This is a genomic window from Streptomyces sp. NPDC028305, from assembly GCF_055569495.1.
Map to the genome: position 1 here is coordinate 451,021 of NZ_JBVHTN010000004.1, position 26,926 is coordinate 477,946.

The window sequence follows — 26,926 nt, forward strand, 5'->3', positions numbered from 1 at the left end:
GTGCATTTCGGGGACGTGAAATTCGGATGGTACGTCGCGTATGGGGTTTCCGCACGCTTGATGGCCGGGTCGGGGGATGGCGCTGTGGAGCACCGGCGGGGCTGTCGGTGGGGTGCGGCAGGATGTACCGGATGAGCCGGATTCCCGATCAGAGCGGTGAGCACGCCGAGGGCGAGCGGACGGGGGACGCGCACCAGCTGCCCGACTACGCGGAGCGAGTGCTGGAGGTCGCCGAGCTGATTCCGCCCGGCCGGGTGATGACCTATGGCGATGTTGCCGAATGGCTGGACGAGGGTGGCCCGCGGCAGGTCGGCCGCGTCATGGCGCTCTACGGCGGCGCCGTGCCCTGGTGGCGCGTGGTGCGCGCGGACGGCGCGCTGCTGCCCGGCCATGAGCTGCGGGCGCTCGGCCACTACCGGCAGGAGGGCACGCCGCTGCGCGAGGCGGCGCGCTCGGCCGAGGGCCATCTGCCGCGCATCGACATGGCCCGGGCCCGCTGGGGCGGGGATGGTGGGGACGGCGGGGACGGCGGGGCCGGTGCGGACTGACCCCGGGCCCCACGTCCGCCGGTCGCATGGCCGGCGGGGCCCATGCCGAAGCGACGCGGCGCGCCCGCGGCCGTATCCACAGCCATTCGGGTGACGCCCCGCGTCACATGAGAGGCTGTGCCGCACCCAGCACACCCACCAGGACCGGCGATCCACGTGAGCTCCTCCTCCTCGTCCGTTCCGCGCCAGCGGCAGGCCCGACAGCCGTCCTCACGGCAGCCGTCCCCGGGCACGTACCGGCTGGTCCGCACCCGGCCGGACCCGGTGGCGCCGCCTGCGCTGGACGCACGGCAGCGCGCCGTGGTCGACCACCCCGGCGGCCCGCTGCTGGTGCTGGCCGGTCCGGGCACGGGGAAGACGACGACGCTGGTGGAGGCGGTGACCGAGCGGGTGCGGGGCGGTGCGGACCCCGAGCGGATCCTCGTGCTCACCTTCAGCCGCAAGGCGGCGGTCGAGCTGCGCGATCGGATGGCGGCGCGCCTGGGGGGCGCCCGCGGACCGCAGGCCACGACCTTCCACTCTTTCTGTTATGCCCTGGTCCGCGCCTACCAGGACATGGACATTTTCGCCGATCCGATGCGGTTGCTGTCGGGTCCCGAGCAGGACGTCGTGGTCCGCGAGCTGCTCACCGGCCAGGCCGAGCTGGAGCGCGAGGGGCGCGCCGCGGTCCGCTGGCCGGACGAGCTGCGCGCCTGCCTGACCACCCGCGGCTTCGCCGACGAGGTGCGCGCGGTGCTCGCGCGCAGCCGGGAGCTGGGGCTCGACCCCGGCGCGCTGGGGGACTTCGCGGCGCGCCAGGGGCGGCCGGACTGGCGCGCGGCGGCGGCCTTCCTCGCCGAGTACCTGGATGTGCTGGACGCGCAGGGGGTGCTGGACTACGCGGAGCTGGTGCACCGGGCCGTGCTGCTCGCCGAAGGCCCCGGCGCGGCGGCGGAGCTGGCCGCGCGCTACGACGCCGTCTTCGTCGACGAGTACCAGGACACGGACGTGGCCCAGCTGCGGCTGCTGCGCGCGCTGGCGGGCGGCGGCAGGACGCTGGTCGCCTTCGGCGACCCGGACCAGTCGATCTACGCCTTCCGCGGCGCCGACGTGGGCGGCATCCTCGAATTCCCCCGCAGCTTCCCGCGGCGGGACGGCCGACCGGCCCCCGTCGAGGTCCTCACCACCTCCCGCCGCTCCGGCGCCGCGCTGCTCGCGGCCACCCGCCTGATCACCCACCGGATGCCGCTGACCCGCCTCCCCGCGGCCGCGGTGCGCGCCCACCGGGAGCTCGCGCCCGCCCGCGCGGGCGGCCGCGTGGAGGCGTACACGTATCCGACCGCGGGCTCCGAGCTCGACAACATCGCCGACATCCTGCGCCGCGCCCATCTGGAGGACGGCGTTCCGTGGCGCGAGATGGCCGTGCTGGTGCGCGCCGGAGGCCGCTCGCTCCCCGGCGTCCGCCGCGCCCTGACCTCGACGGGCGTGCCCGTGGAGGTCGACGGCGACGACATCCCCCTGCGCCACGAGCCCGCGGTGGCCCCCCTCCTCACCGCCCTGCGCGCCGCCGCGACGGCCGCCCTGCGGGGGCCCGCCGGGCGGGGGCCCGTGGGGCGAGGTGCGCCCGTGGCGGCTCGCGGCCGGGGGTCCGCCGAGCCCGCAGGGCTCGCCGGGGCGGCGGCTTCCCCCGGCGCGGCCGCGGACGCGGCCGGTGCCACCGGCCCCGGGCCGGCCGAAGCGGCCGTGCCCGCCGCCGGTCTCGACGTCGAGACCGCGCTCACCCTGCTCACCTCGCCCCTCGGGGGCATGGACGCGGCCGATCTGCGGCGGCTGGGCCGGGCCTTGCGGGAGGAGGAGCGGGCCGCGGGGCGGGGGGTGCCGCGCCCCTCCGACGTCCTGCTCGCTGAGGCGCTCGCCGAGCCCGAGCGGCTGGTCGCACACGACCCGGCGTACGCGCGCGGCGCGCAGCGGCTCGGCCTGCTGCTGGGCAAGGCGCGCGAACTGCTCGCGGGCGGCGGCACCGCGGAGCAGGCGCTGTGGGAGCTGTGGGACGGCACGCCCTGGCCGCAGCGGCTGGAGCGGGCCGCCCACCGCGGCGGCGCCGCCGGGCGCAACGCGGACCGCGACCTGGACGCGGTGTGCGCGCTGTTCGAGACCGCCGCGCGCGCGGAGGAGCGCGTCGGCGGCCGCGGCGCGCTCAACTTCCTGGAGGAGATCGACGCGCAGGACATCGCGGCCGACACCCTCTCCCGCCGTCTCGTCCGCCCCGACGCCGTACGGCTGATGACCGCGCACCGCTCCAAGGGCCTGGAGTGGCGGCTGGTCGTGGTGGCGGGGGTGCAGGAAGGGCTCTGGCCCGATCTGCGGCGCCGTGGCTCGCTGCTGGAGGCGGACCGGATCGGCCGGGACGGGCTGGCCGAGCCGCTGCCCGCAGGGGCGCTGCTGGCCGAGGAGCGGCGGCTGTTCTACGTCGCGGCGACGCGGGCCCAGGAGCGGCTCGTGGTCACGGCCGTCAAGGCCGCGGCGGAGGACGGGGACCAGCCCTCCCGGTTCCTGGCCGAGCTGGGCGTCGAGCCGGTGGACGTCACCCAGCGCCCGCGCCGCCCGCTGTCGGTCGCGGCGCTGGTCGCCGAGTTGCGTGCCACCACCGTCGACCCGGCGGCCCCCGACGCCCTGCGGGACGCCGCCGCGCGCCGCCTCGCGCGGCTGGCGGCGCTGCGCGACGAGGACGGTCAGCCGCTCGTCCCTTCGGCGCACCCCTACCGCTGGTGGGGGCTGTACGAGCCGACGCACAGCGAGGTGCCGCTGCGCGACCGCGACCGCCCCGTGGCGCTGTCCGGCAGCGCGCTCGACCAGCTGGTCAACACCTGCTCGCTCCAGTGGTTCCTGGGTCGGGAAGTGAAGGCCGACACCCCGGCGACGGCCGCCCAGGGCTTCGGCAACGTCGTCCACGTCCTGGCCGACGAGGTGGCGTCCGGCCGCACCCCGGCCGATCTCGCGGTCCTCATGGAGCGGCTGGACTCCGTATGGGAGGCGCTGGCCTTCGACGCGCCCTGGAAGTCGCGGCAGGAGAAGGAGCAGGCGCGGGCGGCACTCGAACGCTTTCTGCGCTGGCATGTGATGGAGCGCGGCGGCCGCACCCCGGTGGCCACCGAGCACGAGTTCGACGTCACCTTGGAGGCGGACGCCTATCTGGTGCGGATCCGCGGCAGCATGGACCGGGTCGAGGCGGACGGGGATGGCCGCGCCTATGTTGTCGACTTCAAGACGGGCAAGCAGTCGGTGACCCGCGACGCCGTCGCCCGCCACCCCCAGCTGGCCGTGTATCAGCTGGCGGTACGGGAGGGCGCGGTCGACGGCCTGTTCGCGGACGGCCGCCCCGAGCCGGGCGGCGCGGAGCTCGTACAGCTGCGGCAGGGCGCGGCCCGTAAGGAGGGCGGGGACACCGCGCCCAAAGTGCAGGCGCAGGAGCCGTTGCAGGGGGAGTGGGTGGGCGAGCTGCTGGCCACGGCGGCCGGGCGCGTCCTCGACGAGCGCTTCTCCCCGAGCGCGGGCGACCACTGCAACCGCTGCTCGTTCCGCGGGGCGTGCAGCGCGCGGGCGGAGGGGCGGCACGTCGTGGAGTGAGCGAGTGAGCGATGTGGCGTTCGCTACACCGGTTCTGATTGGTTCTGGTTGCTGCTGATTGATGCCGATCGGTCCCGTCCGGTGGGGCCCGCGTACGGACCGGCGCTGACCTCGGTGTTGACGTCGGTGTCAGCGGGCCCGGATAGCCTCACTGGAATGTCCGCCCGCATCACCGACCCCGAGCAGCTCAAGGAGCTCCTCGGCATTCCGTTCACCCCGGAGCAGATCGCGTGCATCACCGCGCCCCCAGCCCCTCAGGTGATCGTGGCCGGAGCGGGCTCGGGCAAGACCACGGTGATGGCCGCGCGGGTGGTGTGGCTGGTGGGCACCGGGCAGGTCGCCCCGGAGCAGGTGCTCGGCCTCACGTTCACCAACAAGGCGGCCGGGGAACTGTCGGAGCGGGTGCGGAAGGCACTGGTCAAGGCAGGGGTGACGGACCCGGAGCCGGTGCCGCCGGGGGCCGCGCGGAGCGCCGGGACCGGGCCCGAAATCGCTGCGGGCGAGCCGCACATCTCCACGTACCACGCCTTCGCCGGGCAGCTGCTCAAGGAGCACGGGCTGCGCATCGGCCTCGAACCGGGCGCCCGGCTGCTCGCCGACGCCACCCGCTTCCAGCTCGCCGCGCGCGTGCTGCGCACCGCCCCCGGGCCGTTCCCGGCCCTCACCCGCCCCTTCGCCGACCTGGTCACGGATCTGCTCGCGCTCGACGCCGAGCTGGCCGAACACCTGGTCCCCGCCGAGCGGCTGCGCGCGTACGACACCGAGCTGCTGCGCACCCTCGACGGGGTGAAGCTGACCAACGCCGAGCTGCGCAAGGTGCCCGAGGCCGCCCACGCCCGCCTCGAACTCCTGCGCCTCGTCGAGACGTACCGCGCGGACAAGCGCGGCCGCGATCTGCTGGACTTCGGCGACCAGATCGCGCTCTCCGCCACCCTGGCCGGCACCCGCCCGGAGGTCGGCCGGATCCTGCGCGAACAGTTCGCTGTCGTCCTCCTGGACGAGTACCAGGACACCTCGGTCGCCCAGCGCCTGCTGCTCTCCGGCCTCTTCGGCGGCGGCACCGGCCACGCCGTCACCGCCGTCGGCGACCCCTGCCAGGCCATCTACGGCTGGCGCGGCGCGTCCGTGGCCAACCTCGACGACTTCCCCGAGCACTTCCCGCACGCCGACGGCAGCCCCGCGCGCCGCTTCGCGCTCAGCGAGAACCGCCGCAGCGGCGGCCGCCTCCTGGACCTTGCCAACGGGCTCGCCGCGCCCCTGCGCGCCATGCACGAGGGCGTCGAGGCGCTGCGCCCCGCCCCCGGCGCCGAGCGGGACGGCGTGGTGCGCTGCGCGCTGCTGCCCACCCACGCCGAGGAGCTGACCTGGCTCGCCGACTCCATCGCCCACCTGGTGCGCACCGGCACCCCGCCCGGCGAGATCGCGGTGCTGTGCCGTACGGCAGGCGACTTCGCCCGGATCCAGGGCGCCCTGGTGGAGCGGGAGGTCCCGGTGGAGGTCGTCGGCCTCTCCGGGCTGCTGCACCTCCCCGAGGTCGCCGACCTGGTGGCCGTCTGCGAGGTGCTCCAGGACCCGGGCGCCAACGCCGCCCTGGTGCGCCTGCTGACCGGCCCCCGCTGGCGGATCGGCCCCCGCGACCTGGCGCTGCTCGGCCGCCGCGCCCGCGCGCTCGTGCGGTACGGGGGCGCGGGGCTGCCGGATGGGGGCGAGGACCCCGACCGCCGGCTCGCCGAGGCCGTCGAAGGTGTCGACCCAGCCGAGATCGTCTCGCTCGCCGACGCCCTGGACACCTTCCTCACCCCGGACGGCCCGGACGACGGGCTGCCCTTCTCGGCCGAGGCCCGGATCCGCTTCGCCCGCCTCGCCGCCGAACTGCGCGAGCTGCGCCGCTCGCTGGGCGACCCTCTGATGGACGTGCTCCACCGGGTGCTGGCCGCCACCGGCCTGGAGGTCGAGCTGTCCGCCTCGCCCCAGGCCCTGGCCGCCCGCCGCCGGGAGACGCTCGGCAACTTCCTCGACGTCGCGGCGGGCTTCGCGGCCCTGGACGGCGAGGCCACGCTGCTCGCGTTCCTCGGCTTTCTGCGCACGGCCGCGCAGTACGAGAAGGGGCTCGACAACTCCCTCCCCGGCGGGGAGAACACGGTCAAGGTGCTCACCGCGCACAAGTCCAAGGGGCTTGAGTGGGACGTGGTGGCGGTGCCCGGTCTCGTCGCCAAGCAGTTCCCCAGCGACCAGGCCCGCGAGTCCTGGACGGCGAACGCGCGGGTGCTGCCGCACGGGCTGCGCGGCGACGCGGAGACGCTCCCCGAGGTCGCCGACTGGAACGCCAAGGGGCTGACCGCCTTCAAGGAGTCCATGAAGGCGCACCAGAGGACCGAGGAGCTGCGGCTCGGCTATGTGACCTTCACCCGCCCCCGCTCCCTGCTGCTCGGCTCCGGCCACTGGTGGGGGCCCACGCAGAAGCGGCCGCGCGGCCCTTCGGCCTTCCTGGAGGCCCTGCGCGAGCACTGCGAGGCAGGCCACGGCGAGGTGGAGGCGTGGGCGCCGCCCCCGGAGGAGGACGAGGAGAACCCGGCCCTCGAAGCCGCGGCCGCCGACCGCGCCTGGCCGCTGCCCCTCGACCCGGACGCGCTCGCCCGCCGCCGCCGCGCCGCGGATGTGGTGCTGGCGCACCTGGACCGCCTGGAGGCGGCGCGGAACGAGCCGCCCGCGCCCGAGGCCCTGCCCCCGCGCGGTGGCCCCGCCGCGCACGACGCGGGCCACCCGTCGGTCGGCCGGACGCCCGAGGCAGACGTCGGCGCCGGAGACGCCCCGGCCTGGCCCGAGCCGCCCGAGGACGCGTACGACGACCCGGACGCGTACGACGGCCCGTACCCGTACGACGAGGCGTACGCCGATGAGCCGTACCCCGACCCCGACGCCGCCGGGAAGGGGCGGAGCGAGGGAGGAGACCGACCCGACGACGACCTGTGGGCCGACTGGCCTGCCGAAGCCGACCCCCACCCGACCCCGGTAGGGGCAGCCGCATCGCCCGGCGGCGGCCTGTCGCCGGAGGAGGCGCGGCTGGTCGGCTCCTGGGACCGGGACCTGGACGCGCTCGCCGGCGAGCTGCGCCGCGCCCGCGCGACCGTCCGCGACGTGCCGATGCCGTACACCCTCAGCGCCTCGCAGCTGCTGCGCCTCGCCGCCGACCCCGACGGCTTCGCGCGGGAGCTGGCCCGCCCCATGCCGCGCCCGCCGCGCCCCGCCGCCCGCCGCGGCACCCGCTTCCACGCCTGGGTGGAGTCGCGCTTCGAGGCGCTGCCGCTCCCGTTCCTCGGCCCGGACGAGCTGCCCGGCGGCGAGGACCACGAGCCGGAGATCGCGAACGAGCGGGACCTGGCCGAGCTCAAGGAGGCGTTCGCGCGCACGCCGTACGCGCGGCGCACCCCTTACCGCGTCGAGGAGCCGTTCCAGCTGGCGCTGGCGGGCCGGACGATCCGGGGCCGGATCGACGCGGTGTACCGGGTGCCGCGGGCCGCCGGGGCCGGGCCGGGCGTGCGGTACGAGATCGTCGACTGGAAGACCGGCCGCTCGCAGGACGCCGACCCGCTCCAGCTGGCGGTCTACCGCCTGGCCTGGGCGGAGCAGCGCGGTCTGCCCCTGTCGGCGGTCTCGGCGGCGTTCCTCTATGTGCGCACCGGCGACGTCGTCCGCCCGGCCGACCTGCCGGGCCGGGCCGGGCTCGAGCGCATCCTGCTCGGCGAGGAGCACGAGCCGCACGCCGAGCAAGCCGAGGAACACGTGACGGAGAACACATAGCGGCGGCGGCCGCGCGTGGACCCCGGCCCTGGCACCCCTCCGGGCCGGATAGGCTCAAGTGCATGAGTAATACCCCGGACACGGACATCGCCGTCCGCACCTACGTGGAAGGCAACCGCGCCGCGTTCCTCGATGATCTCGCCGAGTGGCTGCGCATTCCGTCCGTGTCCGCCGACCCCGCCCGCGCCGACGACGTCCGGCGGAGCGCGGAGTGGCTGGCGGCGAGCCTGACCGCCACGGGGTTCCCGGTGGCCGAGACCTGGCCGACGGCCGGGGCGCCGGCCGTGTTCGCGGAGTGGCCGTCCGGTGATCCGGACGCCCCGACCGTGCTGGTCTACGGGCATCACGACGTCCAGCCCGCCGCCCGGGAGGACGGCTGGCACACCGAGCCCTTCGAGCCCACAGTCAAGGACGGCAGGCTGTACGCGCGCGGCGCCGCCGACGACAAGGGGCAGGTGTTCCTGCACACCCTGGGCGTACGGGCCCACCTCGCGGCGACCGGCCGTACCGCCCCCGCGGTCAACCTGAAGCTGATCGTCGAGGGCGAGGAGGAGTCCGGCTCGCCGCACTTCGCCGAGCTGATCCAGGCCCACGCCGACCGGCTCGCCTGTGACACCGTGATCGTCTCCGACACCGGGATGTGGTCCGAGGACACCCCGACCGTCTGCACGGGCATGCGCGGTCTCGCGGACTGCCAGATCGATCTCTACGGCCCCGACCAGGACATCCACTCCGGCTCGTTCGGCGGCGCGGTCCCGAACCCGGCCACCGAGGCGGCCCGGCTGGCCGCCGCCCTGCACGACGCCGACCGCCGCGTCGCCATCCCCGGCTTCTACGACGGGGTCGTGGAGCTGACCGACCGCGAGCGCGAGCTGTTCGCCGAGCTGCCCTTCGACGAGGGCGCCTGGCTGCGCTCGGCGCACTCGCACGCCACGCTCGGCGAGGCGGGCCACTCCACCCTGGAGCGGATCTGGGCCCGCCCGACCGCGGAGGTCAACGGGATCGGCGGGGGTTACCAGGGGCCGGGCGGCAAGACGATCGTGCCGTCGTACGCCCAGCTGAAGCTGTCCTTCCGGCTGGTGGCGGGCCAGGACGCGGACAAGCTCGAGCCGGCGGTGCGGGAGTGGGTCGCGGCCCGGCTCCCGACGGGCATCCGCCATGAGATCGCCTTCGGGAACGCGACCCGCCCCTGTCTGACCCCCCTCGACCACCCGGCGCTCCAGTCGCTGGCGCGGGCCATGGGGCGGGCCTTCGGCACCGAGATCCGCTTCACCCGGGAGGGCGGCTCGGGACCGGCCGCCGATCTTCAGGACGTGCTCGGGGCGCCGGTGCTCTTCCTGGGCATCTCGGTGCCCTCCGACGGCTGGCACGCGCCGAACGAGAAGGTCGAGCTCGACCTGCTCATGAGGGGCGCCGAGACGGCCGCGTACCTGTGGTGCGATCTCGCGGAGAAACGCCCCGTATAGCACGCATATGTAGGTAAGACACCCGTTCCTCAGGGGGAGTTGGAAGCAGCCGTGACCACCTGGACCGATCGCACCGACGACTTGCCGATCGCCCTCAGCGGCGCGAGCGGCATCGACCGTGCCGCGCACCACCGTCTGGACGAGGCGTGGCTGGCCGCGGCGTGGAGCCACCCGACGACGCGGGTCTTCGTGGTCTCCGGCGGCCAGGCGCTGGTCGACGACACCTCCGACGGGCGCACCGAGCTCGTCATGACCCCGTCCTTCGAGGCCCCGCTCACCGAGAACCACCGCTACTTCCTGGGCACCGACGACGACGGGGTGCGCTACTTCGCGCTCCAGAAGGACGCGCTGCCGGGCCGGATGGACCAGTCGGCGCGCCCCGCGGGGCTGCGGGAGGCGGGCGCGCTGCTGTCGGCGCGGGACGCCGGGCTGCTGGTGCACGCGGTGGCGCTGGAGAACTGGCAGCGGCTGCACCGCTTCTGCTCGCGCTGCGGCGAGCGCACGGTGATCGCGGCGGCGGGGCACATCCGCCGCTGCCCGGCCTGCGGGGCCGAGCACTATCCGCGGACGGACCCGGCCGTGATCATGCTGGTGACCGACGAGCAGGACCGGGCGCTGCTGGGCCGCCAGATGCACTGGCCCGAGGGGCGCTTCTCGACGCTCGCGGGCTTCGTCGAGCCGGGCGAGTCGATCGAGCATGCCGTGGTGCGCGAGGTGGCGGAGGAGGCGGGCGTCACGGTCGGCCAGGTCGAGTATGTGGCCAGCCAGCCGTGGCCGTTCCCGTCCAGCCTGATGCTCGGCTTCATGGCGCGCGCCACCACCTCCCGGATCCAGGTGGACGGGGAGGAGATCCACGAGGCGCGCTGGTTCTCGCGGGACGAGCTGCGGGCCGCGTTCAAGTCCGGGGAGGTGCTCCCTCCGTCGGGTATCTCGATCGCGGCCCGTCTCATCGAGCTCTGGTACGGGGAGCCGCTGCCCAGGGCCTGAGCCCGCGCCCGAGGCCGGGTGCGAGCCCGGGTGTGAGGCTGGGCACAGGCGCCAGGCTCAGGCGCCGACCTTCGCCTTGACCTGGGCGAGGGAGGGGTTGGTCAGGGTCGAGCCGTCGGCGAAGAGCACGGTGGGCACCGTCTGGTTGCCGCCGTTCGCCTTCTCGACGAAGGCCGCCGACTCCGGGTCCTGCTCGATGTTGACCTCGGTGTACGCGATTCCCTCGCGGTCCATCTGGCCCTTGAGCCGGCGGCAGTAGCCGCACCAGGTGGTGCTGTACATCGTCACAGTGCCGGACATCGGTCCTACTCTCCTCGGGGCTCGGCCTCTCCGTGAGGCTCGGCGTATGGCAGTGGTGGAACGTCCGCCCGGCCCCGGAGATTCCCCCGCCGCCGCGCGACCCTCGCCGCCGTGCGACGGGGCCCCCGCCGGCAGGCAGATGATCGGCAGGCGGATGACCGGCAGGCAGATGAGATGACCGGGTGGTCACGGCTGTGGACAACCGTCCCGGCGGTCTCAGCGGACCTGGCAGCATGGCGGGGTGACAGCAGCAACGCCCTCCCCTCTCTTCCCGCGAGTCTCCACGCCGGCCGAGTACGCGGCGGTTCCGCGCGACGCCGACGCGGTGCTCGAAGGGCTCGATCCGGAGCAGCGCGAGGTGGCCACGGCCCTCCAGGGCCCGGTGTGCGTGCTGGCCGGAGCCGGCACGGGCAAGACCCGTGCCATCACCCACCGGATCGCCTACGGGGTGCGTGCGGGAGTCTTCCAGCCCGCGAGCGTGCTCGCCGTCACCTTCACCAACCGCGCGGCGGGGGAGATGCGCGGGCGGCTGCGGCAGCTGGGCGCGGGCGGGGTGCAGGCGCGCACCTTCCACTCGGCCGCGCTGCGCCAGCTCCAGTACTTCTGGCCCAAGGCGGTGGGCGGCGAGGTGCCGCGGCTGGCGGAGCGCAAGGTGCAGCTGGTCGCGGAGGCCGCGGCGCGTTGCCGGGTCCGGCTGGACCGCAATGAGCTGCGGGATGTGACGGGCGAGATCGAGTGGTCGAAGGTCACCCAGACGGTGCCCGAGGACTATCCGGCCGCGGCCGCCAAGTCCGGCCGGGAGGCCCCGCGCGACGCCGCCGAGATCGCCCGGATCTACGGCATGTACGAGCAGCTCAAGCGCGAGCGCGGGGTGATCGACTTCGAGGATGTGCTGCTGCTGACGGTCGGGGTGCTCCAGGAGCGGCATGACATCGCCGACCAGGTGCGCCGTCAGTACCAGCACTTCGTGGTCGACGAATACCAGGACGTCAGCCCGCTCCAGCAGCGGCTGCTCGAGTTGTGGCTCGGCGACCGGGAGACCCTGTGCGTGGTCGGCGACGCCAGCCAGACCATCTACTCCTTCACCGGCGCCACCCCCGACCATCTGCTGAACTTCCGCACCCGCCACCCGGGTGCCACGGTCGTCAAGCTGATCCGCGACTACCGCTCCACGCCCCAGGTCGTGCACCTGGCCAACGGGGTGCTGGCCCAGGCCCGGGGCCGGGCGGCCGAGCACCGGCTGGAGCTGGTGTCGCAGCGCGAGCCGGGACCCGACCCGGTCTATTCGGCCTACGCGGACGAGCCGGCCGAGGCCGAGGGGGTGGCCCGCCGGATCCGCGAGCTGATCACCCCCGTGGAGCGGGGCGGCGGCGGGATCCCGGCGAGCGAGGTCGCCATCCTCTACCGGGTCAACGCACAGTCGGAGGTGTACGAGCAGGCGCTGGCCGATGCCCAGGTGCCCTACCAGCTGCGCGGCGCCGAGCGGTTCTTCGAGCGCTCCGAGGTGCGTGAGGCCGGGCTGCTGCTGCGCGGCGCGGCCCGCGCCGGAAGCGCCGACCCCGCGCTGACGGACGCGGATGTCCCCTCCCAGGTGCGGGCCGTGCTGGGCACCCGCGGCTGGACGCCGGAGCCCCCGGCCGGGTCGGGCGCGGTGCGGGACCGCTGGGAGTCCCTGGCGGCGCTGGTGCGGCTGGCCGAGCAGTTCTGCGCGGGCCGTCTGGCGGAGGGCCACCAGGTCACCCTGGCCCACCTGGTGGCGGAGCTCGACGAGCGGGCGGCGGCCCAGCACGCGCCCACGGTGGAGGGTGTGACACTCGCCTCACTGCACGCCGCCAAGGGGTTGGAGTGGGACGCGGTCTTTCTGGTCGGGCTCACCGAGGGCATGGTGCCCATCACCTACGCCAAGACCGACGCGCAGGTGGAGGAGGAGCGTCGGCTGCTCTATGTGGGGGTCACCCGCGCCCGCCGCCATCTGGCCCTCTCCTGGGCCCTCTCGCGCTCTCCCGGGGGCCGCGCGAACCGCCGCCCCAGCCGTTTTCTGAACGGGCTGCGCCCCGGCTCCGCGGCCTCCGTCCCCCGCGCTCCGGGCGGGGGCGGCGGCATCGAGCGCGGCGTCAGCGGCGGCGCGACCGGCCCGGTCCGCAAGCGGCGTGGCCCGGTCCACTGCCGGGTGTGCGGCAGGACGCTGACGGACGGGGGCGAGATGAAGCTGAGGCGCTGCGAGGACTGCCCCTCCGAGATGGACGAGGCGCTGTACGAGCGGCTGCGGGACTGGCGGGCCGAGCAGGCCGGACAGCTGAGTCAGCCCGCCTATTGCGTCTTCACCGACAAGACGCTGCTGGCGATCGCCGAGGCTGTGCCGGGAACCGAAGGGGAGCTTGCCGGCATCCCTGGAGTGGGGAGGCGGAAGCTCGACAAGTTCGGTGCCGACGTCCTCATGCTCTGCTCCGGGCGGGAACTCACCCGGGCGGAGGATGCCGACGGGACCGGCGGAAGTGGTCCCGAAGACACCGCGCAAAACTCGACGGAAAAATAGTTTGCGCGCGCGGAGCGCATACCCATAGCCTTCCGAGCACGGAGACAACGGCCCTTCCGGGATCCGATGAATCCGTGTTGTACTGAACTAGCCGGACCGGATTCGAGACGGTCCCTGAGACGCCGAGAGGAGGCGAGCCCAATGATCAGCTTCATGAAGACCATCAAAATGACCGATCGTTCGGTCGTCGCCGCCTGCCCGCTCGGCTTTGAACTGCCTGGCACCGGTCTGTCCACCGGCGCCAATGAAGCACGTCTCAGCGAGCGACCGATCCAGGCACCTGCGGTAGCAGCGACCGCGCGGGCGATTGCCTATGCGTTTGCGGCCAATGGTGCCGGATCCCGGACGACGCAGCAGCACCACCAGAAGTGGGCCCTCCGCGGGCTTGGACCCTGGAGTTATCCAGCCTGATCCACGATCAGGTCGGCACCTTCCAGGGCCGCGGAACCCACACCGGGATCCGCGGCCCTTTTGATTTGCCCGCGTCCGGCCACCAGCCGGACCGAAAAGACGAGGAACTGACGACCGTGCAACTCAAGGCACACACGCCGTCCGTAGCGACCGACCTGATCCCCCCGCCCGACCCTTCGGAGGACTCCTTGACCCCGCTTACCGCCCTCACCGAGTTGGATGAGGCCATCGAGAACCTCGGCGTGGCCGTGCCGTGCCGCTCCTACGACCCGGAAGTCTTCTTCGCCGAGTCCCCGGCCGACGTCGAGTACGCCAAGTCGCTCTGTCAGACCTGCCCGCTGCGTGAGGCCTGCCTCGCCGGGGCCAAGGACCGCCGTGAGCCCTGGGGGGTGTGGGGCGGCGAGCTCTTCGTCCAGGGCGTCGTCGTCGCCCGGAAGCGGCCGCGTGGTCGCCCGCGCAAGAACCCGGTCATGGCATGAACGCCACCGGCACCATCGATCGCCCAGCGACGCACGACCCGATGAAACAGGTCCCGATGACCCCGTCCGTCTCCGACACCTCAGCCCGCAACACTTCGGGTGCGACCGAGTCGCGCCAGAACAGGACCCGTGAAATGCAACTCATCCCAGAAGCCCTGGCCCGTGCGCATATGCGTGAACGACTGCACGAGGCCGAGTCTCAACGCAGGGCGCTCCGGCTCGCCGCGGCGCGGCGGATGCAGCGCCGTGCGGAGCGCGCCTCGCTCCGCGCCCGCCGCGCTCTGGCCGTGGCGGTCATGCAGTAACACAGGGGGATACGAAGGGGCCGGTCCGATCGGACCGGCCCCTTCGTCTGTCCGCCATGAGGGCGGACGCTTCAGGCAGATGCCTCAGCCGTCTTCCCGGGCACCTCAGCGACGATCTCCGACGAACCCTTGTCCGCTTCCTCCACCTCTGTGGCCTCGACGGCCTCGACCGTCTCGGGTGCCTCTGCTGCTTCTTCTGTGTATTCCTCGTCCCGCTCGGCGAAGCCGGGCACCCAGTCCTCCAGCTCATTGCGCAGCCGCACCTCCGCGCCCAGCTGGCACAGCACCCCGATCGTGCTCAGGCACACCCGGTGGATCAGCAGATAGGCGGGCGGCAGATTGAGCTGGTTGCCCAGCTCATAGACCGGGGAGCGACGATCGGCCACCCGCGCCGCCTGGCGGCGCAGCCACTGGCGGTCGAAGGTGAACTCCTCCACCTGGGCCGGCTCCAGCATGGGCAGCAGGAAGTCCAGCAGCGCCTCCGGGTCGAGCTCGATGGCCGGCTTGACGAACCCCTCGCCGCGCAGCAGGTCATAGACCCCCTGGGCATCGCCCTCCAGCGCCATCCGCAGGGCGATGCCGATGGGCTCGGGAAGCCCGCCCGGGAGCCGGTCCATCGAACCGAAGTCCAGCACCCCCAGCTTCCACTTCTCCGGCGGACCATCCGGGGCGTCACCGGTCAGCAGCCGGAAGTTGCCCGGGTGCGGGTCGGCGTGCAGCAGCCCGGTGCGGGAGGCGCCCGAGAACAGGAAGCGCGCGAGCAGCTGTCCGGCCCGGTTCCGCTCCTCGGGCGTGCCCTCGGCTATCACCTCGGAGAGCGGTATGCCGTCCAGCCATTCCGTGATCAGCACCTGGTCGCTCTGGTGCACCACCTGCGGGACCACCACATCCGGATCTTCCGCGTACTCCTCGGCGTGGATGCGCTGAGAGTCGGCCTCCAGCTCGTAGTCCAGCTCCTCCGCCACCCGCTCGCGCAGCTCGGCGATGAGCGGCTTGACATCCAGGCCCGGCACCAACGGCCCCAAGACTCGGGCAAATCGGCTCAATTGGTTCAAGTCGGATATCAGTGCCTCGCCCGCGCCCGGGTACTGCACCTTGACCGCGACCGTGCGCCCGTCGTGCCACACCGCCCGGTGCACCTGCCCGATCGAGGCGGACGCCGCGGGCTTGTCGTCGAACTCGGCGAACAGTTCGCGCCACTCCGGGCCCAGCCGCTGCTCCAGCGCGCCGTGCACCGTGCGGGTCGGCATGGGTGGCGCCGCCTCCTGGAGCTTGGTCAGCGCCGCCCGATAGGGCTTGGCTATCTCTTCCGGCAGCGCCGACTCGAAGACCGACATGGCCTGGCCGAGCTTCATCGCACCGCCCTTGAGCTCGCCGAGCACCTTGAACATCTGCTCCGCGGTGCGCTGTTGCACCTCTCGCGCGACGATCTCCGCCGGCCGTCCCCCTATCCGCTTCCCCAGACCCCAGGTGGCGCGCCCGGCGAACCCCAAGGGCAGCGTCGCCAGCTTGGCGGTACGGGTGATCGCCTTGCGCGGCAGATCGGACATGCGCCCCTCCAACTACAGCTGAGCCATTCCCGGGAGGTGGCCCCCGGGCCCCCGTCGCCCACTTGGCGGACGCCGGTCACCCGGACATTGTCGCGTGCGGGTCCTCGGCAACCGAGGCATATACCGCATCAGTCCGCTCCGCCGCACCGCAGCCGCATTCCGCATGGGGCTCGATCCGCCGCATGTCCCAGGTGAGAGCCGGTAGCGCCGCCTCCAACCGGGCTCCGGCGGCGGCCGGCAGCCGCCCGTCCAGAAAACCCAGCGCATGCACGGCCGTGACCCCCGCGACCACCGTGGCCAACGCGGTGTCGCAGGCCCAGGTGGGCCGGCGGCGGCCGGACCGCCACTGCGCCAGCATCCTCGGCCAGGCCGGCTCCCGCTCGGCCCGCCCCGCCGCGACGCACCCCGCACACGGGGTGATCCCCGGGCACACCAGCGGCCCCACCACCCCCGTCGCCTCCAGCACCCCCGCGTACAGATGAGGTGTCCCCGAGGCCAGCAGCGGCTCGGCCTCCGCCGGATCCGGTGCATAGGCCGCGAGCCCGTCGCGCGGGGCGAACACCACCAGGCTCAGCCCCGGCTCGCCCGAGGGCATCGGGCCCGCCGACGGCCGGCGCGGCATCGGCCCCGGCGCGGACCGCCGCACCAGGCCGCGCGCCGCCGCGTCCCGCCGCTCGCCGATCCGCTCGGGCGGCAGCCCGCCGGGCATCACATCCCACGGCTCGACACAGCCGCCGTCCACCACATCGACCCGCCCGACCCCCGAGGCCGACAGCAGCGCCGCCACCGCCGCCCCGACCCGGCCCGCGCCCCTCACCTGCACACGCATCGCACCGCGCGCGGCCAGCAGCCGCGCCCCGGCCCCCGGCTCGGGACACAGCACCGACAGCGCCGCCAGATCGGGCCGCAGCCGATCGAGGGCCGCCCCGCGGCCCCAGGCCGCGGCCGCCCGCTCACCGCCCTCCACCGGATCGTCGAGCAGACCGGCCGCCGCCAGCCGCTCCACCAGTGCGTCGGCCCGCCCCTCCGGCAACCCCAGGGCCCTGGCCTCCTCCCGCAGCAGCGGCAGCCCGCGCGTGCCGTCCAGCAGCTCCAGAAAGCTGCCCGTCGCCGTGTCCAGCGGCCCCACCACCACCGCATGGGCCCGGGCCACCCCGAACTGCACGGTGTCCCGGCTTCGCCAGCCGCGCCGCAGCGCGGGCTTGAGCATCGGATGCATCGCCACCCCCGTGGTCACAGTCCCCGTCTCCGAACTGCACCCAGCTTGCGCGACCCCGCCACGCCGCCGCCGAAAGTTGTCCACAGCCCCGGGGGATAGTCGTACAAGCGATGACCACGGTGGAGTGGTTCGTCCGGCGACCCGGTGCGCGGCGGGACTTCCCCGGCTGCCAGCGGGTAACGTCAAGGGGTGTCTGCCGACCGTTCCCCCCACCTCGCCGGGGAGACTTCTTCGCACAGCGCCGCCAGGACGCGCGGCGCCCAGAGCCCGCCCGGCCGGGGCCCGGGCGCGGTCGAGGTCCGCCGGAGCACACGGCGGCGCAGAACGGTCTCGGCGTACCGCGAGGGCGACCGCACCATCGTCCTGATCCCCGCCCGCATGTCCGAGGCGGAGGAGCAGCGCTGGGTCGGGGTGATGCTCGACAAGCTCGCCGCACAGGAGAGCAAGCGGATGCTCGGCGACACGGAGCTCGCGGACCGCGCCGAGTGGCTGTCCGAGCAGTACCTGGCGGGGCGGGCCCGCCCCGCCAGCGTCCGCTGGGTCACCAACCAGAACACCCGCTGGGGGTCGTGCACCCCGTCCGAGGGCAGCATCCGGCTCTCGCACCGCCTCCAGGGGATGCCGGAGTACGTGGTGGACTACGTCCTCGTCCACGAGCTGGCCCATCTGCTGGTGCCCGGCCACGGCCGGCGCTTCTGGCAGCTGCTGGAGTCGTATCCGCGGACCGAGCGGGCGCGGGGGTATCTGGAGGGCGTGGTGGCCGCAGGAAGACTGCCGCACCTCCCCCCGGCCCCGGCCGAGTAGTCACCGGAACCACACGTCGCTCCCCGGCGTCGCTCCTTCTCGGCGGCAGCGGTTAGCCTGGCGCGCAATGCATTCTCCGCTATCGGGATGGGGGACGGTCGTTACGTATGGCCAGGGAATTCCAACGCGGCCACAAGGCCAAGCTCAGTGATCTGACCGCGGGGAGGGATCTGTATGTCGGTGTGCAGATCGCCGGGCCCGGCCTGACCTTCGACATCACCTGCTTCGGCCTCGACGCCGACGAGCGGCTCTCCGACGACCGCTACTTCATCTTCTTCAACCAGCCCAAGTCCCCCGAGGAAGCGATCCAGCAGCTCGGGGCGCAGGCCGGCGACGCCGAGTCGTTCCGCGTCACCCTCGACAGCATCCCGGCCCACATCCACAAGCTCTCCTTCACCGCCACCATCGACGGCGCGGGCCAGATGTCCCAGGTCGGCCCCGGTTACATCCGGGTCGTCGCGGGCGGCGAGGAGGTCGTCCGCTACTCCTTCACCGGCGCGGAGTTCAGCACCGAACGCGCCGTGATGCTCGGTGACTTCTACCTCAAGGACGTGTGGCGGTTCGCCGCGGTGGGCCAGGGCTTCGACGGCGGCCTCGACGCGCTCCTCAAGAACTTCGGCGGCGAGGTCGCCGAGGAGGAGCCCGCCCCCGCCCAGGGCGCGGCCCCCGGCTTCGCGCCGCCCGGCCAGGCCGCCCCCGCGCCGGGGTTCGCGCCCCCGGCCGCCGCGCCGCAGCCCGCCCCGGACTTCGGCCCGCCGCAGCCCGCACCGCAGGCCCCGCAGCCCGCGCCCGCGCAGGGCTTCGCGCCGCCGCCCGGCAGCACGCCCCCTCCGGTGGCCCCCAACCCGCCGCAGATGCACGCGGCACCGACCATCGCCGCGCCGATCGTGCCCCCCGGCCAGGTGCCGCCGCCCGGCCAGGTGCCGCCCCCGGGCCAGCCCGCGCCGTACCCCGGCCAGCCGCAGTTCGGCCAGCCCCCGGGCCAGATGCCCCCGGCCCCCGCCCCGTACGGCCAGCCCGCCCAGCCCGCCCCGTACCCCGGCCAACCCGCGCCGTACGGCCAGCCGGCCCAGCCGCAGGGCGGCGGCGCCGCCCCCGGCGTCCAGGCCGCGCTCGCCAAGTACCGCGAGGCGCCCACCGGCCAGCGCTGGACGCCGCAGAACCCCCGGCTCATCCGGGCCGACCTCGGGGTCGGCGGCCAGCCGATCCTGGCCCGCCAGGGCTCGATGGTGCTCTACCAGGGCAAGGTCGACTTCAGCTACAAGGGCGCCGGCTTCCGCGGCCGGATCACGGGCAACGCGACCGGCCAGGAGATGCAGCTGATGCGCTGCACCGGCCAGGGCCAGGTCTTCCTCGCCGAGGATGCCGCCGAACTCCACCCCATCGAGCTCCAGGGCGACGCGATCTGCGTGTCCGCCGAGAGCGTGCTGGCCTTCGACGAGGGGCTGCACCACGAGGTGCGCCGGATCGAGGGCCACGGGATCCCCGGCGGGGCGCTGTTCACCATGCAGTTCCAGGGCACCGGGACCGTCGTCGTGAAGACCCTGGGCACGCCCGTCGTGCTGCCGGTCACCCCCACGACCTTCGCCGACGCCAACGCCGTCGTCGCCTGGTCCGCCGCCTCACAGGTGATCATCTCCAGCCAGGTGCGGCTGCGCCGCAACGCCTACCCCGGCCACAGCGGGGAGACCGTGAACCTCCAGTTCCGCGGTGCGCCCGGCAACTTCATCGTCGTCCAGCCCTACGAGGTCTAAAGGGACCGCCATGGACCAGCAACTGATCAACGGTTACGCGCCGGCCCCGGTCTCCGCCCGGATGGAGAACCACGGCAGCAGCATGCTCAAGGTCGCCATGCAGAGCGGCCAGGACCTCTTCGCCCGCACCGGCTCGATGGTCGCGTACGAGGGCTTCATCCAGTACGAGCCCAACCCGCCCGCGGTGCGCCAGATGGCCTCCCAGTGGTTCACCGGGGAGGGCGCCCCGCTCATGAAGTGCAGCGGCGACGGCCTGCTCTATCTCGCCGACTACGGCGCGGACGTCGTGTGCGTCAACCTCAACGGCGACTCGCTGTCGGTGAACGGGACCAATCTGCTTGCCTTCGACGCCCACCTCCAGTGGGGCGTCGAGCGGGTCAAGGGGATCGCCAAGTTCGCCGGGCAGGGCCTGTTCAACGTGGGCGTCTCCGGCACCGGCTGGGTCGCCCTGACCTCCCGGGGCACCCCCATCGTGGTCGACTGCGGCCGCGGCGAGGACGAGACCTATGTGGACCCGGACGCACTTGTGGCCTGGTCCACCAATCTCAAGGTGAAGGGGAAGCGCAGCTTCAAGGCGTCGTCCCTGATCGGCCGGGGCAGCGGCGAGGCCTACCAGCTCGGCTTCTCCGGGCAGGGCTTCGTCGTCGTCCAGCCCAGCGAGGACAGCACTGACCGGCTCCGGGCGCGGGGCTGAGGGGGAGCGAAGACACCATGCAGAGCCCGCTTTTCGGCTTCACCGAGGCCCAGACCCAGGACCGCTACGCGCTTCAGAACCCGCAGCTGCTGCGGGTCGCCCTCAACGGCCATGAGGACGTACTGGCCCGCAAGGGCGCCATGGTCGCCTACCAGGGGCTGATCGAGTTCGACGGCGAATACCAGACGCAGGGGCAGCAGCGCGCCCGGGCCCGCACCGGCGAGGCGCTGGACCTGATGCGCTGCTCCGGCCAGGGCACCGTCTACCTGGCCAACCTCGCGCAGCACATCCACGTCCTGGATGTGGACCACGAGGGGCTGACCGTCGACAGCGCCTATGTGCTCGCGCTCGACTCCACCCTGCACTGGGAGTCGATCGCGGTGGACAGCCAGTACGGCATCTCCGGCTCGGGGAAGTACAACCTCAACATCTCCGGCCGCGGCAAGGTGGCCCTGATGACCTCGGGCCAGCCGCTGATGATGCAGGTCACCCCCGACAAGTACGTCAATGTGGACGCGGACGCCATCGTCGCCTGGTCCACCTCGCTGCGGGTCCAGATGCAGGCCCAGACGCACTCCAGCGGAGTGTGGCGGCGCCGTGGCAACACGGGGGAGGGCTGGGAGCTCAGCTTCCTCGGCCAGGGCTATGCGCTGGTGCAGCCCAGCGAGCTGCTGCCGCCGCAGGACGCGACGATCGGCGGCGGGGCGGCCGCCCAGTTCGGCATGGGCCAGCAGGGCGCCCGTGGGCAGAACCAGGGCAACATCTTCAGCAACTGACGGCCACCGACGGCCGCTGATGTCGGCCGACGGCAGTCGACGCCCCGGGTGTGGCGGCCCGGGGCCCGCCGTACCCGCGCGCTTCCCTTACGACCTGGGGCGCCATAGGGAGCGGCGTCGCGACGTCCAGCACGGCCGCTCGCGGCGTTACCGAAATGCCCAAGTAGCTCCGCTACGAGGACCTTCCGGTGCCTTGCGATCGACCGCACCGGACGCCGCTCCTTGGCCCACTCCCTATGGCGCCCCAGGTCGTTACACCAGCGCGCGGGTACGGGCCACCAGGCGGTGCACCGACTCGTCGGCCACGCCCGCCACCTCGTCATAGCCGAACCAGCGCAGATCCAGCGACTCCTCGCTGATCGCCGCGACCGCGCCCCGCGGGGCCAGCGCCGCGTACTGCACATCCAGGTGCCAGGCGCACGGGGTCCGATGGCGGTCGAGACGCACCGGGCCGCCCGGCAGCAGCGTCAGCCCCTCGATCCCGGACTCCTCGGTGGCCTCGCGCAGCGCCGCGCCCGCCAGGGTGGCGTCCTCGGGCTCGCAGTGGCCGCCCATCTGGAGCCACATCTTCAGTTTGCGGTGCAGCGTCAGCAGGACCCGCTCCTGGGACGGGTCGATCACCAGCGCGCTGGCCGTGATGTGCCCGTCCTGGCAGGCCTTCCACATGCCGTCCGGATACGCGGCCAGATGGTCGCCGTAGTCCTGCCGCAGCCGGTCCTGCGCGGCGTCCGGCGCGGGCCACTCGCGCAGCACGCGCGCCGCGTCCTGGTGCAGACTCACCGGCCGCTCTCGCCCTTGCCGCCGCTGCCCTTGTCGCCGTCGTCCTCGCCGTCCTGGGCGCCGCCGGCCTGCTGAGGGCCGCCGGTGCCCTTCTCGCCGCCCGCGGCCTCGCCGAGCATCTTGTCCAGCTCGGAGAAGTCCAGCTGCTCGCGGTGGACGAAGCCGTCCGGGTCGTCCAGGTCCTCGGCCGTCGGCAGCATGTCGGGGTGCGCCCACAGCCCGTCGCGCCCGTCCACACCGCGGGCGTCGGTCAGCGAGGCCCACAGCCGCGAGGCGTCGCGCAGCCGGCGCGGCCGCAGCTCCAGGCCGATCAGCGTGGCGAAGGTCTGCTCGGCGGGGCCGCCGCTCGCCCGGCGCCGCCGCAGCGTCTCGCGCAGGGCGTCGGCCGACGGCAGATGGGGCGCCGCGGCGGCGTGCACCACCGCGTCCACCCAGCCCTCGACGAGCGCCAGGGCGGTCTCCAGACGCGCCAGCGCGGCCTTCTGGGCCGGGGTGTCCTCCGGCTGGAACATGCCCTGCTGGAGCGCCTCCTGCAGCTGCTCCGGGTGGGTCGGGTCGAGCTGGCCGACCGCGTCCTCCAGCTTCGCGGTGTCAACCTTGATCCCGCGGGCGTACCCCTCGACCGCGCCGAACAGATGCGAGCGCAGCCACGGCACATGCGAGAACAGCCGCTGGTGGGCGGCCTCGCGCAGCGCCAGGTACAGCCGGACCTCCTCCTCGGGGACGCCGAGCCCGGAGCCGAACGCCGCGATGTTGATCGGGAGCAGCGCCGCCTTGCCCACGGGCCCCAGGGGCAGCCCGATGTCCGTGGAGCCGACGACCTCGCCGGCCAGCACGCCCACCGCCTGCCCGATCTGGGTGCCGAACATCGCGCCACCCATGGAGCGCATCATCCCGAGCAGCGGGCCGGCCATGGCCTGCATCTCCTCGGGGAGCACATCGCCCATGGCGGCGCCGACCCGCTCGGCGACCGGGTCCACCAGGTCCTTCCACACCGGCAGGGTGGCCTCGACCCACTCGGCGCGGCTCCAGGCCAGCGCGGCGCCCGAGCCGGAGGGCAGCGACGTGACGCCGTCCAGCCACAGGTCGGCCAGGCGGAGGGCCTCCTGGACCGCGGCGCGCTCGGCCGGGCCGACGCTCGAGTCCTTGGTGCCGTCCGCCGTGCCGCGCGCCACCGTCTGCCGCGCGATGTCCTTGGCCATGTCCCAGTTCACCGGGCCGCCCTCATAGGAGAGCATCTGGCCCAGCTGCTGGAAGGCCGCGCCCAGGTCGCTCGGGTTCAGCGACCCGAACATCGCGGCGAACGGATTCTCACCGCCGCCACCGCCCGCGCCGAACCCGAACGGATTCGCGGGGCCCTGACTGCCGCCGTGGCCGCCCTTCTTCTTGCCGTCGTCGCCGTCATCCGGCTCCTCCGGCGGGAGGCCGAATCCGAATGGGGTGTCACTCACGGGTTCCCTCGGCTCGTAGGGCCGCCGGCCCGGGCCGGCGGCGAATGCCTTGCATCACCACCCAGCCTAGACACCTCGCCGGTTTGCGGGCTCAGTGCTTCGCTGATAGCGGGCCTGCGGCAGGATGGACGTCACCTGGTACGTATGCGTCAGTGCGCTGCGTACTGAAGACAACCGCTGGAGACGCCCGGTGAGTTCCCCAGACCGAGAAGTTCGCGCCGCTGACCGAGAAATTCGCGCAGCGCGAAACGATACGCCGCGCACCGCGCGACGCCCCGTCGTCGCGGTCACCGGCGCCGCGTCGGGCGCCGGAGCCCTGCTCACGCAGCGGCTCGCCGAATCCGACGAGATCAAGCACGTCCTGGCCATCGACGAGCGCCGCGGCGAGGTGACCGAGGCGCAGTGGCATGTCCTGGACGTGCGTGACCCGGCCATCGCCGAGAAGCTGCGGGGCGCCGACGTCGTCGTCCACCTCGCCGTCGACCTCGACCTGGGCACCGATCCGGCCGCCCGTACGGCCTACAACGTGCGCGGCACCCAGACCGTCCTGACCGCCGCCGCGGCCGCCGGGGTGCGCCGCGTGGTGCTGTGCACCTCCGCGATGGTCTACGGGGCGCTGCCCGACAACGACGTGCCGCTCGCCGAGGACGCGGAGCTGCGCGCCACGGCAGAGGCCACCGGCGTCGGGGACCTGCTGGAGATCGAGCGGCTCGCCCAGCGCGCGCCCAGGGCCCACCCCGGGCTGAACGTCACCGTCGTACGCCCCGCCATCCTGGTCGGCGGCACGGACACCGCGCTCACCCGCTACTTCGAGTCGCCGCGCCTCCTGGTGGTCGCCGGATCCCGGCCCACCTGGCAGTTCTGCCATGTCGAGGACCTGGTCGAGGCGCTGGAGTACGCCGCCCTGGAGAAGGTCGAGGGTGAGCTGGCGGTCGGCTGCGACGGGTGGCTGGAGCAGGAGGAGATCGAGGAGCTGTCGGGCATCCGGCGCATGGAGCTGCCCTCCGCGGTCGCCCTGGGCGCGGCCTCCCGGCTGCACCGGCTCGGCCTGACCCCGTCCCCGGCGGGCGACCTGGCGTACACCATGCACCCCTGGGCGGTCAGCGGCAGCAGGCTGCACGAGGCGGGCTGGCGCCCGCGGTGGACCAATGAGGAGGTTCTTGCCGAGCTGCTGGAGGAGGTCTCCGGGCGCCACACGGTCGCCGGGCGGCGGCTCGGCCGCAAGGACGCCGCCACGACGCTGGGCGCCGCCGGCGCGACGGTGGCCCTGGTGGGCACCGCGGCGATCGTCCGCCGCGCCCGTAGGGCACGCCGCAGGGCCTGAGCGGAAACCATGTTCCGCCATCCGGCAAGATCCGGCATTCCGTGGAGTGAGTGCGGTGGGGCACGATGGGGCGCATGGGACGTAGGTACGACCATCCGGGCGAGCTCGCGGCCGCCGATCCGATCCGCCTGCTCGCGATCCGTGACACCCCCCTGTCCGTCGACGAGGTGTTCGGGGCGGTCGGCGACGCCGCCGCGGGGGGCACCGCGCTGTTCGTCGGCACAGTGCGCGACCACGACGGAGGCGCTGACGTGGGCGCACTCGGCTACTCAGCCCACCCGTCCGCCGAGGCGGAGCTGCGCCGGGTGGCCGAGAAGGTCGCGGCGGACTTCCCGGTGCGGGCGCTCGCGGCGGTGCACCGGGTCGGGGACCTCGCGATCGGGGACCTGGCCGTGGTCGTGGCCGTGGCCTGCCCGCACCGGGCCGAGGCCTTCGCGGCCTGCCGCCGGCTGATCGACGACCTCAAGAGCGAGGTCCCCATCTGGAAGCACCAGACCTTCAGCGACGGCACAGACGAATGGGTGGGCGCGTAGCGCCTCGTTGAGGGGTGGTGGTCGGGTGACGGGAGGGCGGGTGGGCGCGTAAGGGGCGCTTAGGGCGGGCGGGTGGAGGTGTACCGCTGAAGGATGTACTCCGGTTGCGTAACCCGCACCCTGCCCCGAGCGTTGACATGGCGGAGGATTAATCTGCTCATCTGTCAGTCGCGGTTGTGTCATGGGGATGGGAGGCCGCTATGAGTGTGCTTCTGTGGTTGCTCATTCCGGTTCTTGCCGCACTGGCTGCCGTGCTCTATACGGGCTGGGCCTCACGCACCCGCAAGACCGGGGACGTTGCCGAGCTCGCCGGGTACGCGCGGTTCCGTGAGGCGATGGAACGCGCACATTCCGATTCGGACGCCGCCTAGTCGTCGCCGCCCTCGGCCGTCGGCTCGTACGGACGGCCCGGGCGGTGCACTGACGGGCGTGTCCCGTACTGTCGTTCCATGCCACGCCGCACCGCGACGATGCTCGCTTCCCTCCTGATGCTGATCGCGCTGCTGTGCGCCGGGCTGCTGATCCCGGTGCCGTACTCCGAGATGTCGCCGGGGCCGACCTACAACACTCTGGGGTCGCACGAGGGCGAGTGCGTGCTTCAGATCTCCGGCCAGAAGGGCTGTGAGACCACCGGCGGGCATCTGAACATGACGACGGTGCGCGTCACCGGCTCCGAGTACAAGATGAACCTCGTGGAGGCCGTCTACGGCTGGCTGGCCCATGACGAAGTGGTGGTGCCGCACAGCACGCTCTACCCGGACGACAAGACGGCGGACGAGGTGAACCAGGAGAACGCGGAGGAGTTCACCCAGTCCCAGGAGAGCGCGAAGGTGGCGGCGCTCAGGCAGCTGGGCAAGAAGGTCAAGGCCCACGTCATCGTGGCCCGCGTGGAGCGGGACAAGCCGGCCCAGGGCAAGCTGCACGCGGGCGATGTGATCAAGGAGGTGGACGGCTCGCCGGTGCGCAGCGCTGAGGACGTCGCCAAGCTGATCACCAAGCACAAGCCCGGCGAGAAGGTGGTCTTCACGGTCGTCCCGGCCAAGGACGCGGCCGCGGCGGAGAAGCAGAACAAGGAGGCCACGCGCCGCGAGTCGGTCACCGTCACCACCGAGAAGGCGAAGGACGGACGGGCGATCGTCGGCATCGGGCCCGGAGTCGACTACACCTTCCCGCTGAAGATCGACATCAAGCTGGCCGACGTGGGCGGGCCGAGCGCCGGGCTGATGTTCGCGCTGGGCATCGTGGACCGGCTGTCGCCGGGGGACCTGACCGGCGGCAAGTTCATCGCGGGCACGGGCACCATCGACGACATGGGCACCGTCGGCCCGATCGGCGGGATCCAGATGAAGACCATCGGCGCGCGGAAGGCGGGCGCGGAGTACTTCCTCACGCCCCAGGAGAACTGCGCGGCGGCCGCCGCGGACAAGCCCGGCGGCCTCACGCTGGTGAAGGTGCACACTCTCGACGGGGCGATGAAGGCCCTGAAGCAGATCCGCGCGGGGGACACCGCCGCACTGCCCAAGTGCGCCAAGGGCTGAGCCCGGGCGGGGGCTGAGCGGAGGCCCCGCAGGCCCCCGCAGCCCCGGCCCGCCGCGGCCCCCG

At 73.5% G+C, this 26,926-nt stretch carries 22 protein-coding genes; 17 read left to right on the forward strand and 5 right to left on the reverse strand.

From position 1 onward, the window contains the following. Nucleotides 1-131: 131 nt before the first annotated feature. The 5 genes from ACZ4WQ_RS18305 to nudC all read left to right on the forward strand — a co-directional run bounded on the left by ACZ4WQ_RS18305 (nucleotide 132) and on the right by nudC (nucleotide 10,408). Nucleotides 132-548, forward strand: a complete 417-nt coding sequence (locus ACZ4WQ_RS18305; protein ID WP_398371189.1) for an MGMT family protein — start codon at nucleotides 132-134, stop codon at nucleotides 546-548. Between the two features lie 156 nt (nucleotides 549-704). Then, complete coding sequence (locus ACZ4WQ_RS18310; RefSeq protein ID WP_398371191.1) at nucleotides 705-4,154, forward strand: ATP-dependent helicase; 3,450 nt, start codon at nucleotides 705-707, stop codon at nucleotides 4,152-4,154. A gap of 156 nt (nucleotides 4,155-4,310) precedes the next feature. Further along, nucleotides 4,311-7,955, forward strand: coding sequence for a UvrD-helicase domain-containing protein (locus ACZ4WQ_RS18315; RefSeq protein ID WP_398371193.1), 3,645 nt, complete (start codon nucleotides 4,311-4,313; stop codon nucleotides 7,953-7,955). Nucleotides 7,956-8,017: 62 nt separating this feature from the next. Continuing rightward, entirely contained in the window at nucleotides 8,018-9,421 is a 1,404-nt protein-coding gene (locus tag ACZ4WQ_RS18320; RefSeq protein ID WP_398371195.1) for a dipeptidase, read from the forward strand. A gap of 51 nt (nucleotides 9,422-9,472) precedes the next feature. After that, entirely contained in the window at nucleotides 9,473-10,408 is a 936-nt protein-coding gene (nudC, locus tag ACZ4WQ_RS18325) for an NAD(+) diphosphatase (RefSeq protein ID WP_311729736.1), read from the forward strand. 57 nt (nucleotides 10,409-10,465) lie between these two features. Here nudC and ACZ4WQ_RS18330 read toward each other — a convergent pair whose 3' ends face one another. After that, a complete protein-coding gene (locus ACZ4WQ_RS18330; protein ID WP_385348455.1) occupies nucleotides 10,466-10,708 on the reverse strand; it encodes a mycoredoxin in 243 nt (80 codons plus the stop codon). A gap of 241 nt (nucleotides 10,709-10,949) precedes the next feature. Here ACZ4WQ_RS18330 and ACZ4WQ_RS18335 point away from each other — a divergent pair, with 241 nt between their 5' ends. From ACZ4WQ_RS18335 to ACZ4WQ_RS18350, 4 genes are all read left to right on the forward strand, one after another. Then, nucleotides 10,950-13,244 carry an ATP-dependent DNA helicase UvrD2 gene (locus tag ACZ4WQ_RS18335; protein WP_398371198.1) on the forward strand — a complete coding sequence of 765 codons (2,295 nt, stop codon included), beginning with the start codon at nucleotides 10,950-10,952 and terminating at the stop codon, nucleotides 13,242-13,244. A 141-nt stretch (nucleotides 13,245-13,385) separates the two neighbouring features. Continuing rightward, on the forward strand, nucleotides 13,386-13,655 hold the full coding sequence (locus ACZ4WQ_RS18340) for a hypothetical protein (RefSeq protein ID WP_311729739.1): 270 nt from the start codon (nucleotides 13,386-13,388) through the stop codon (nucleotides 13,653-13,655). A 116-nt stretch (nucleotides 13,656-13,771) separates the two neighbouring features. Further along, the gene (locus tag ACZ4WQ_RS18345) at nucleotides 13,772-14,134 is read left to right on the forward strand and encodes a WhiB family transcriptional regulator (RefSeq protein WP_043486847.1); all 363 of its coding nucleotides are present in this window, start codon (nucleotides 13,772-13,774) and stop codon (nucleotides 14,132-14,134) included. Next, entirely contained in the window at nucleotides 14,131-14,439 is a 309-nt protein-coding gene (locus ACZ4WQ_RS18350; RefSeq protein WP_311729740.1) for a hypothetical protein, read from the forward strand. Before ACZ4WQ_RS18345 ends, ACZ4WQ_RS18350 begins: the two co-directional genes overlap by 4 nt. A 71-nt stretch (nucleotides 14,440-14,510) precedes the next feature. On the opposite strand, the gene ACZ4WQ_RS18355 is transcribed toward ACZ4WQ_RS18350, so the two are convergent. Beyond that, entirely contained in the window at nucleotides 14,511-15,989 is a 1,479-nt protein-coding gene (locus ACZ4WQ_RS18355; protein WP_398371201.1) for an ABC1 kinase family protein, read from the reverse strand. Nucleotides 15,990-16,065: 76 nt separating this feature from the next. Beyond that, nucleotides 16,066-17,208 carry a ThiF family adenylyltransferase gene (locus ACZ4WQ_RS18360; RefSeq protein ID WP_398371824.1) on the reverse strand — a complete coding sequence of 381 codons (1,143 nt, stop codon included), beginning with the start codon at nucleotides 17,206-17,208 and terminating at the stop codon, nucleotides 16,066-16,068. Between the two features lie 189 nt (nucleotides 17,209-17,397). Here ACZ4WQ_RS18360 and ACZ4WQ_RS18365 point away from each other — a divergent pair, with 189 nt between their 5' ends. The 4 genes from ACZ4WQ_RS18365 to ACZ4WQ_RS18380 all read left to right on the forward strand — a co-directional run bounded on the left by ACZ4WQ_RS18365 (nucleotide 17,398) and on the right by ACZ4WQ_RS18380 (nucleotide 21,236). Beyond that, a complete protein-coding gene (locus ACZ4WQ_RS18365; protein ID WP_398371203.1) occupies nucleotides 17,398-18,012 on the forward strand; it encodes a M48 family metallopeptidase in 615 nt (204 codons plus the stop codon). Nucleotides 18,013-18,119: 107 nt separating this feature from the next. Continuing rightward, on the forward strand, nucleotides 18,120-19,766 hold the full coding sequence (locus ACZ4WQ_RS18370) for a TerD family protein (RefSeq protein WP_398371205.1): 1,647 nt from the start codon (nucleotides 18,120-18,122) through the stop codon (nucleotides 19,764-19,766). Nucleotides 19,767-19,776: 10 nt separating this feature from the next. Beyond that, nucleotides 19,777-20,460, forward strand: a complete 684-nt coding sequence (locus ACZ4WQ_RS18375) for an AIM24 family protein (RefSeq protein WP_311729744.1) — start codon at nucleotides 19,777-19,779, stop codon at nucleotides 20,458-20,460. 17 nt (nucleotides 20,461-20,477) lie between these two features. Beyond that, nucleotides 20,478-21,236 carry an AIM24 family protein gene (locus tag ACZ4WQ_RS18380; protein ID WP_361183317.1) on the forward strand — a complete coding sequence of 253 codons (759 nt, stop codon included), beginning with the start codon at nucleotides 20,478-20,480 and terminating at the stop codon, nucleotides 21,234-21,236. A 252-nt stretch (nucleotides 21,237-21,488) separates the two neighbouring features. On the opposite strand, the gene ACZ4WQ_RS18385 is transcribed toward ACZ4WQ_RS18380, so the two are convergent. Further along, entirely contained in the window at nucleotides 21,489-22,016 is a 528-nt protein-coding gene (locus tag ACZ4WQ_RS18385) for an NUDIX hydrolase (protein WP_358844477.1), read from the reverse strand. Continuing rightward, nucleotides 22,013-23,467, reverse strand: coding sequence for a zinc-dependent metalloprotease (locus ACZ4WQ_RS18390; RefSeq protein ID WP_385348436.1), 1,455 nt, complete (start codon nucleotides 23,465-23,467; stop codon nucleotides 22,013-22,015). Before ACZ4WQ_RS18390 ends, ACZ4WQ_RS18385 begins: the two co-directional genes overlap by 4 nt. A 190-nt stretch (nucleotides 23,468-23,657) precedes the next feature. Here ACZ4WQ_RS18390 and ACZ4WQ_RS18395 point away from each other — a divergent pair, with 190 nt between their 5' ends. The 4 genes from ACZ4WQ_RS18395 to ACZ4WQ_RS18410 all read left to right on the forward strand — a co-directional run bounded on the left by ACZ4WQ_RS18395 (nucleotide 23,658) and on the right by ACZ4WQ_RS18410 (nucleotide 26,862). Further along, nucleotides 23,658-24,791, forward strand: a complete 1,134-nt coding sequence (locus ACZ4WQ_RS18395) for an SDR family oxidoreductase (RefSeq protein ID WP_385348433.1) — start codon at nucleotides 23,658-23,660, stop codon at nucleotides 24,789-24,791. A 65-nt stretch (nucleotides 24,792-24,856) separates the two neighbouring features. Then, the gene (locus ACZ4WQ_RS18400; RefSeq protein ID WP_311729749.1) at nucleotides 24,857-25,324 is read left to right on the forward strand and encodes a molybdenum cofactor biosynthesis protein MoaE; all 468 of its coding nucleotides are present in this window, start codon (nucleotides 24,857-24,859) and stop codon (nucleotides 25,322-25,324) included. A gap of 200 nt (nucleotides 25,325-25,524) precedes the next feature. Continuing rightward, the gene (locus ACZ4WQ_RS18405) at nucleotides 25,525-25,695 is read left to right on the forward strand and encodes a hypothetical protein (RefSeq protein WP_311729750.1); all 171 of its coding nucleotides are present in this window, start codon (nucleotides 25,525-25,527) and stop codon (nucleotides 25,693-25,695) included. 78 nt (nucleotides 25,696-25,773) lie between these two features. Next, entirely contained in the window at nucleotides 25,774-26,862 is a 1,089-nt protein-coding gene (locus tag ACZ4WQ_RS18410) for a YlbL family protein (protein ID WP_352129762.1), read from the forward strand. The last annotated feature ends 64 nt before the right edge of the window (nucleotides 26,863-26,926 follow it).